This is a genomic window from Exiguobacterium sp. s150 (genome assembly GCF_018618435.1).
GTDB lineage: Bacteria > Bacillota > Bacilli > Exiguobacteriales > Exiguobacteriaceae > Exiguobacterium > Exiguobacterium alkaliphilum.
In genome coordinates this window covers 1-7,542 of sequence record NZ_JACSMC010000052.1, presented here as the reverse complement: position 1 = coordinate 7,542, position 7,542 = coordinate 1, and the positions used below count along the sequence as shown (strand labels likewise).

Sequence of the window (7,542 nt, the reverse complement as noted above, 5' to 3'; positions counted from 1 at the left end):
TGTTTTTCACATCCGAACTCACGTTCATCCCATGCCTAAAGGCGGGCTATGCCCGGTATGGGCTTTCCTGCTCGTATAATCTGTAATTTTAATAATACTAGTGACAGCTTCATAATTAGCAAAATCTTCCAGTTGGACAGATAATCCTAACTCTTCCCATTTGTATTCCAGAATATGGTGGACCTCGTCTTTACTCAATCTGTCAAATTCATGGGCAAAACCTATTCTCGAGTAGAGTTGAGGATAACGAGCCAATCGCTTTTCTATACCCGGCATTCCAATAAAGATCATAGCCACATCTTTTTGGTCATAAATATCTCTTAATTGTTCTAAATGCTGTACTTTTAATCGATCTATTTCATCAATAATAATGAGATCAATTTCTTCATACACATTCGTTGAGTATTTTTCTTCTGCTCCTAACTGAAGAACTCTATACATACTTTTAACCATACCCATTTTACCACCGATCATATCGATTTCATTCGTCATTTTAGTCGCCCGTATGGCTGGAGCGGTGTAAAATATTGTTTTCGCTTCAAGGATTTTTTCATCTGCATTCATTCCGATTTCTTCCGATTTTTTGTAATCAATTTGTTTTTCGACCCAATTCCAATTTGAATATTGCTTAGCGGATAAAGTTTTCCCAACTCCGGGTAATCCATAACAAATTCCGATATATTTGTATTTGATACATGCCTGACAAAATTCTACAAAGCGTTTATATTCTTTTGTTTCAATAAAATAGGGTGTTTTATTCATTGTAATACCTCTTAATTTTTGACTTCTTAGAATCTTTTTTGTTTACAGGATTATCTAACTCTTTCTGCTTAGATGAAATAAGTTCTTCCGCAATATTATTTCCAGAATGGAGCTGATTTTCAAGGTTTTTCCGTGCTTTATTACGTGCCGCAACAATCTCTTTTAAATCGACTTCGTAATCAGAAATTTCAGGAGAAATTGCCGTACATAAATATTGGTCTTTGTAAAATACACGAATCTCAGCAATATCTCTTGGATCATATCGAATGATAACAGTTTCACCTACATAAGCTGCTAAATTGGTGTCAATATATCTTAAACCTTGGAAGTGAATTCCATCAGAATGAACTTTTCTTGGCTTTCCAACATTTAATAACAATAAATCTAAACTTTCTAGACTATCTGGTTGATGAGGAAGAAATCCTGAATTATTCCACATCTTTATAGGTTCCTGTTTTGTAGTGCCATGCACTCTATGGTGATAGTCATATATAATAAAATGCGCTAATTTCTCATCAAGCTCTTTTATCGTAAGAAGATTTAAAGTATTTTGATTCCCAATGTAACCTGGTAAATCTTGCAAAAATAATTGATTAATTGTTAAAAAGAAACGTTCTATTTTCCCCCGTCCTCTTGGCATACCTACCGTAGAAAAAATAAGATTGATTTTTAAATCAATTGCGACTTGCTCCAAATGATTTGAAGTGAAATCACTTCCGTGATCGGTATAGAAAGTTTCAGGTATACCACATATTTGCCAATCAGAGTTGCTTTTTTTCCATATTGCTTGGTGTAAAACTAAAGAAGTTTGAATAGCAGAAGGAGCTTGAAAACTAAGGAAATACCCTGCAACTGCTCGGCTATAATCATCTAAAATAATTGTTAACCATGGCCTCTCAGGCTTTCCTTTTTCGTTTAAAACAAGGATATCCAAGGGAGTGTGGTCAGCCTGCCATATTTCATTGGGATAATAAGACTCACGACGATAAACCAAATCATAATTATTTTGATATTCTTTTTTTCCTTTATGAGCAAGTTCCTTTAATTGTGGCGACAGATTTTTAGCAATCGCATATACTTGATTGTAACTAGGCGGGGCCCAATTTTTCTTTTTACAAATTTTACAGACTTTCCGATGAATAGAAGTTAAGGTGTTTTTTTTGTTTTCAAATATAAGCTTTTTAATTTCTTCTTGTACATTTTCTTCTACTTTAAAGCTTCCTGAATCCGAGCGCTTTCTTCGGATCAATCCTTTCAACCCTGATTGTTGATATTGATTTACCCAATGGTATAAAGTTCTTTTTGGAACCCCTGATTCTTCAGCAATATTACTCAAACTTTCTTCATGCTTAAGATAAGGGGCAATCACTTGATATTTATCCATCGCATTTTGTCGTAGTTCTTCTGAATATGAAGTTAATGGAGGAAGTTCTTGGTTCATGAGAACACCTCTTTCCCACGATTAAATAAAATTAATCGTCAATTTTTATTTATCCAAGTAACGATAAAGCGTTGACTTGCTGATTCCTGTCATCTCAACAATTTCTTTCACACTATATTCCTCACTTTCGTACAATTTTATTGCTCGTTCAATATCTCGTTGGTTCACAGGAGGACGCCCGCCTTTTCGCCCTCTAGCTCGAGCACTTTTTAAACCTTCTTTTGTGCGTTCAACAATCAAATCTCGTTCAAATTGACTAAATGCTTGAAACACAGTCATCATAAGTCGCCCTTGGGGAGTGACCGTATCAAAATTCTCTTTTAAGCTGATCAACTTTACATTATGTTCTTCAAAGTAATTTACAAGATCAATTAAATCTTTTGTGCTGCGCCCCAAACGAGAGAAGCTTTCCACGATAACTGTATCATCTGGACGCAATTTATCTTTCAGCCGATTTAATTGCGGACGGTTAGCTTTGGTTCCCGTCATTTTTTCGGTCAGTATTTCGTTGCAGTTATGTTCATTGAGCAAATCCAACTGACGAGACAATTCTTGTGATCGTGTACTTACCCTTGCATACCCATATATATACCCACTCATAATCCTCTTCCTTCTCTATTTTGATTTTCTCAATTGTATCATAAAGGGTGGGTAAAGATACGTAGATAAAGAGCAAAGTTTTGGCACTAAAAAACCCTTCTTCTAGTCTATAAAAGTTGTTATTTAAAATCGTCCCATAATCGATTGTTTTTGAGACAAAGTAATTTATAAAAAATATGCCTCTAACGTTTTTAGAACGTTAAAGGCATATTAACTTCAGACAGTTATTACTATACCCTAGATTTATGGGTTTTGATAGAATTAATTAGATTTTAATAAACGAAGTCCATTCAGAATAACGACCAACGTACTTCCTTCATGAATAGTGACACTGATTGCTATATCTGTTAGACCTAATAAACTCACTACAACTAAAAAGGCTACGACTGCCATTGAAAAAAGGATGTTTTGCCATATGACACGATTCATTTTAGAAGAAATTCCATGAGCTTTAACCAATTTAGATAAGTCATTCTGCATTAAAACTAAATCAGACACCTCTACTGCTACATCGGTTCCGTCTCCCATGGCAATCCCTACATTTGCATTCACAAGGGCTGGGGCATCATTTACACCATCACCCACCATTGCTGTTACGCCGTATTTCTCTTTTTGCTCGTCTATAATTCGAGATTTATCTTCTGGCATGACATTCGCGATTACTTCATCTATTCCTAATTGTTCAGCAACTGCTTTTCCTGTCATTTCTGAGTCGCCAGTGATTAGAGTGGTGTGTATGCCTTGTTCTTTAAAGTATTTAATAGTTTCTTTTGCATGTTCACTTGGAACGTCCATGAGAGCTATAAGTCCAATGACATTCTCATCTTCTGCTACATATACGACTGTCTTACCTTCTGATGCCCACTCATTATTTAAACGAATATATTCATTTGCAACCTCGTCAAATGAAGTTGGTTTTCCGATCCGATAATTTTTGCCGTTGTAATCTCCTGTCAACCCTTTACCAATCTGATTTTCTACTTCAATAGTCAGTTGATTTTTTTGTTCAAACTTTCTTAGAATGGCATCTGCTAAGGGGTGATTGGATTCTTTTTCAAGAGCTACCACGATATCAATCATATTTTCTTCGTTCACGGAATCAGCAAAATAATAATTGGTTACTTCAGGTTTTCCTTTGGTCAAAGTTCCGGTCTTATCAAATGCAATGGCTTGAGTATCGGCTAATTGAGACAGGTAAGAACTACCTTTTGAAAGGACGCCTTTTTTGGCCAAGTTAGAAGTCGTCGATAAAGTTACCGATACAGTAGCTGCTGCTAAAGCACAGGGGGAAGCTGCCACTAAAAGGATCAATCCTCTATAGATACTTTGTGACCATGTCCAGTCTAGGAGAAAAGGAGCCAATAACATGAATAACGGAATGGCAATTAAAACAACTGTAACGTATTTCGGTTCAAATTTTTGGATTATACTCGCAGCTTTTGTTTGGTTGTCTTGGTTCTGGTTTACTAACTGTAAAATTTTTGAAAATACTGTATCTTTATTTTCTTTAGTGACTTCCATTGTGAAAGTACCTGTTCCATTGATTGTACTTCCGAAAACGTAGTCTCCTTTGGACTTCTCTTTTGGGATACTTTCTCCATTAATAGACGACTCATCAATGGACGTAGAGCCTGACAAAATGACGCCATCAATGGGGACTTGATCGCCATTCAATACTTGAAGTTGATCTCCCACTTTTAATTCACTGACATCAACAATCTTTGTATTCCCATCAGGCAAAATTAACCGAGCAGTCGTTGGATTCATTTCGAGTAATTTCGTGATTTCTCGTTTACTTCTTCCTTCAGCGTAATCTTCCAGGAAATGTGCGCCTGAAAAAATGAGAATCAACAACGTTCCTTCCCAAAAATTCCCTATTGCTGAAGCTCCTATAGCCGCTAATCCCATTAAAATATGAGAATTAGGCGTGAACTTATTATTTGCTTTTGTGTTCTCAATTGTTTCCCCAAGGCCTTCAAGAATAATGACATGATACCCCGCACTGATGGTAGCGATTGAAAATAAAATGTTTTGTAGCAACTGATAATCTTCATTCAAAAATAGAGCGATCACTGCTAATACTAAACCAATAAAGTATAAAACGATTGGCATTTTCCCGTGATCATGGTCATGGTCGTGGTTGTGATTATGTTTTTCTTGAGATTGTTGTTCTTCGATAGTTTCCATTTTTATCACCTTCCTATATAATTCCTTTGATTTCCATTCATTTACTTATTAAATCACACAAATTCCCACTAAAAGAAGAGAAGTATTCATGTAATTTCCATTGTCTCTGACTCCTTTCAGTTGTCCTATATGTAAATCGGAATCTTTACGTTTTACATATGAATAACAAATCATATGTTTACAAAATCATATTAACTCACTGTATGAGCTTTGTCAAAACAAGATGCTTCTTGTTCAAATGGACTACTATTATGAATACAAAAGTCTTAATTTAGTCTATAAACTAAAAACTTGCATCGTTTTTGATTACGGCCATTAGAATGTACCAGTCTTGCAATCTTATTTACCAAAGAGTGACAAACAATTTACCAAGTGATGCCAAAGCCCCGACCAACCTTCATATTGCCTCCTTATGATTAATGTGCACACCTAATGGTGTGACATCGTTACATGGGAGGTTTTTTATGCTTCGGTATTTAGCTATTCTAAGACTTAGGGAGCAAGGGCTGAGCCTGAGAAGTATCGCGGCTAGCACTGGCAACTCGCGTCAGAAAGTGACGGAGGTGATTGATCGGGCGACAGACAAGGGCTTGATGGGACCTTTCGATGATGACATGACCGACAAGTGGATTGAAGAGTTCTTATTCCCTGAGAAGACGCTTGAATCTTCCGGTAGACATCCGATCGATTTTGACTATGTACACAAGGAATTGGCAAAGCCGAACGTCACCCTGTCGCTCCTGCATCACGAGTACGAGATGGAGTGCCGCACGAACAAGCGCATTCCTTACTCCTATCGGAGTTTCGTCCGACATTACAGCGCCTATGCGAACAAGCATAGGGCTACGCTCCGGATTCGTCGCAAACCAGGGGAAGTGATGGAAGTCGACTGGGCCGGTTCAACCACGTTCATCATCGATCGGGACACAGGAGAAAAAGTAAAAGTATACATATTCGTAGCGACATTGCCCTGTAGCCAATTGTCTTATGCCGAGGCGAGTCTCTCGATGGACTTGTCTGCATGGATTACGTGCCATAACCATGCCTACAGCTATTTCGGTGGGAGCACCCAGATTCTCATCCCTGACAATCTGAAGACCGGTGTCACGAGAAACACGTCACGTGAACTCATCCTCAACCCGACATACCGAGAGATGGCTGAACATTATGGGACGGTCGTCATGCCCGCGCGTGTGAGCGCACCTAAGGACAAACCGAGTGTCGAGGGTTCCGTCGGTGTCATCTCCACTTGGATCATCGCCGCCTTGAGGAACTCCCACTGTTTCAGCCTAGAGGAGTTGAACCGTGAGGTTCATGAAAAGCTGGAAGAATTCAACCGTCGTCCGTTCACCCGGAAACCCGGTAGCCGTCTCTCCGCATTCGAGGAAGAGGAAAAGTTCGCGTTAGCACCACTGCCGAAGCATTCGTACAAACAATCGAGTTGGCGGGACGCGAAGGTCCGCCCGGACTACCACATATCCGTCGAGAGCATGTTTTATTCGGTGCCCTATGAATATATCAACTGTCAGGTCGAGGTGCGACTGACCGAGCAATTGGTCGAGGTGTATTTCAACGAAATGCGGATTACCTCCCACAAACGGCTGATTGGACGCTTCGGACAATTATCGACCAACCGCGATCACATGCCCGACAACCATAAGCTCTACATCGACCAGACCCCGGAGAACGCAAAAGACTGGGCAGACGAGATCGGTCCGAACACATTGAAAGTGATCGATTTCCTTCTTGGCACTGCTCAGACCGAGCGATTGGCACTCCAATCCATCTTCACGCTGAAGAAACTGGAGCGACGTTATTCCAAGTATGAGATCGAGCGCGCCTGTAAGATGGTCGTCTCCATAACCAACAGACCGACGGTCAAGGGCATCCAGAGCATCCTGTCGAACAACAAGAAGAGCGACGCCGAGCAGGAGTTGAAACGCAAGACGGAAACTGCCAACAATCACTATGGCTTCATGCGTGGTGCGGCATACTATGGGGGAGCTGATAAAGATGAATGAACAGACGATTGCCAAACTGATCGAGATGAAGATGAACGGGATGGCCGAAGCCTATGAGGAACAGTCATCCAATCGCGATTTTCAACGCATGGACTTTGATGAACGACTGGCACTACTCGTCGATTTTGAGCATTCCAGACGAAAGAACGGCAAGCTGCACCGGCTGATCCAGGCTGCCTCGTTCATCAACTCGAATGCTTGCATCGAGGACATCGAGTACCATGCCGACCGTCGATTGAACAAAGAGCAGATCCTCAGGTTGGCAAGCGGAACTTACATCTTGGACGGCCACAATTTGATTCTGAAGGGACCGACAGGGTCCGGGAAGACCTATCTCGCGACCGCGTTCGGGGTCTCGGCCTGTCGCCAGTCGTTCAAGGTGAGATACATTCGTCTGCCTGAATTGTTGGATGAACTAACACTGGCGAAGCTCGCAGCCGATGGGAGCTACCGACGACTCCTCAAAAAGTATACAAAAGTCGACCTACTCATCCTCGATGAATGGCTATTGACCGACTTGACGACTGACGA

General features: G+C 40.1%; 6 protein-coding genes. 2 read left to right on the top strand and 4 right to left on the bottom strand.

Annotated features, from left to right (window positions below; all coding sequences use genetic code 11):
* Window positions 1-24 precede the first annotated feature (24 nt).
* The 4 genes from KNP76_RS15160 to KNP76_RS15145 all read right to left on the bottom strand — a co-directional run bounded on the left by KNP76_RS15160 (window position 25) and on the right by KNP76_RS15145 (window position 4,990).
* Entirely contained in the window at window positions 25-762 is a 738-nt protein-coding gene (locus KNP76_RS15160) for an AAA family ATPase (protein WP_214844998.1), read from the bottom strand.
* Window positions 755-2,203 carry a Mu transposase C-terminal domain-containing protein gene (locus KNP76_RS15155; RefSeq protein ID WP_002316689.1) on the bottom strand — a complete coding sequence of 483 codons (1,449 nt, stop codon included), beginning with the start codon at window positions 2,201-2,203 and terminating at the stop codon, window positions 755-757. Before KNP76_RS15155 ends, KNP76_RS15160 begins: the two co-directional genes overlap by 8 nt.
* 45 nt (window positions 2,204-2,248) lie before the next feature.
* Entirely contained in the window at window positions 2,249-2,803 is a 555-nt protein-coding gene (locus tag KNP76_RS15150) for a recombinase family protein (protein ID WP_211779434.1), read from the bottom strand.
* 261 nt (window positions 2,804-3,064) lie between these two features.
* The gene (locus KNP76_RS15145) at window positions 3,065-4,990 is read right to left on the bottom strand and encodes a heavy metal translocating P-type ATPase (protein WP_214844997.1); all 1,926 of its coding nucleotides are present in this window, start codon (window positions 4,988-4,990) and stop codon (window positions 3,065-3,067) included.
* Window positions 4,991-5,454: 464 nt separating this feature from the next.
* On the opposite strand from KNP76_RS15145, the gene istA reads away from it, so the two are divergent.
* Together istA and KNP76_RS15135 are read left to right on the top strand one after the other, a co-directional pair.
* Entirely contained in the window at window positions 5,455-7,011 is a 1,557-nt protein-coding gene (istA, locus tag KNP76_RS15140; protein WP_211779436.1) for an IS21 family transposase, read from the top strand.
* Window positions 7,004-7,542, top strand: a 539-nt coding sequence (locus tag KNP76_RS15135) for an ATP-binding protein (RefSeq protein ID WP_214844996.1), incomplete at its 3' end; no start/stop codon positions are given. The genes istA and KNP76_RS15135, both read left to right, overlap by 8 nt.

What these genes read in the sequence shown, in the direction of transcription:
- KNP76_RS15155 (WP_002316689.1), bottom strand. Translation starts at nt 2,203, where the DNA reads ATGAACCAAGAACTTCCTCCATTAACTTCATATTCAGAAGAACTACGA.
- KNP76_RS15150 (WP_211779434.1), bottom strand. Translation starts at nt 2,803, where the DNA reads ATGAGTGGGTATATATATGGGTATGCAAGGGTAAGTACACGATCACAA.
- KNP76_RS15145 (WP_214844997.1), bottom strand. Translation starts at nt 4,990, where the DNA reads ATGGAAACTATCGAAGAACAACAATCTCAAGAAAAACATAATCACAAC.
- KNP76_RS15160 (WP_214844998.1), bottom strand. Translation starts at nt 762, where the DNA reads ATGAATAAAACACCCTATTTTATTGAAACAAAAGAATATAAACGCTTT.
- istA (WP_211779436.1), top strand. Translation starts at nt 5,455, where the DNA reads ATGCTTCGGTATTTAGCTATTCTAAGACTTAGGGAGCAAGGGCTGAGC.